This is a genomic window from Pedobacter sp. 05L430 (assembly GCF_056397585.1).
This window is the reverse complement of sequence record NZ_JBFTNT010000654.1, coordinates 1-389: the sequence shown is the minus strand read 5'-3', so window position 1 is coordinate 389 and position 389 is coordinate 1. Positions and strand designations below refer to the sequence as shown.

The window sequence follows — 389 nt, the reverse complement described above, 5'->3', positions numbered from 1 at the left end:
TTGTAATTCACTTGTAGCTGTCGCAGTGGCTTTTTGTTCGGTATCAATTTTATTTATCGTTTCACCTAATTGAGTGATTGTAGTTTTTAAAGACTCTAGTTGTATAATAGTAGCTGCTTGTTGAAGCGATGTTTTTAAGTTAGCTATGTCAACAGAATTGGTAACTCCGCCATTTTTTATTTCATTAGTAAGGGTCGATAGGTCAGATGTTAGAGCTTTTAAGGAATTAATCTCATCGGAGTTTAGTTTACCTTGTTGTTGCAAAATGGTAAGATTAGAATTGATATTGCCAATTTGATTTTCGATACCAGAAACTCTAGACTCTAATTCAGCGATCTGCCTTTTAAGATCTTCATCATTTTTTTTGCACGAAATTAATAGCGATAAGC

1 protein-coding gene is annotated in these 389 nt (G+C 33.4%); it reads right to left on the bottom strand.

Translation table 11 applies throughout. The features are described 5' to 3' along the window. A partial coding sequence (locus tag AC1DG9_RS27820; RefSeq protein WP_477635805.1) for a hypothetical protein occupies positions 1-389 on the bottom strand: 389 nt, incomplete at both ends.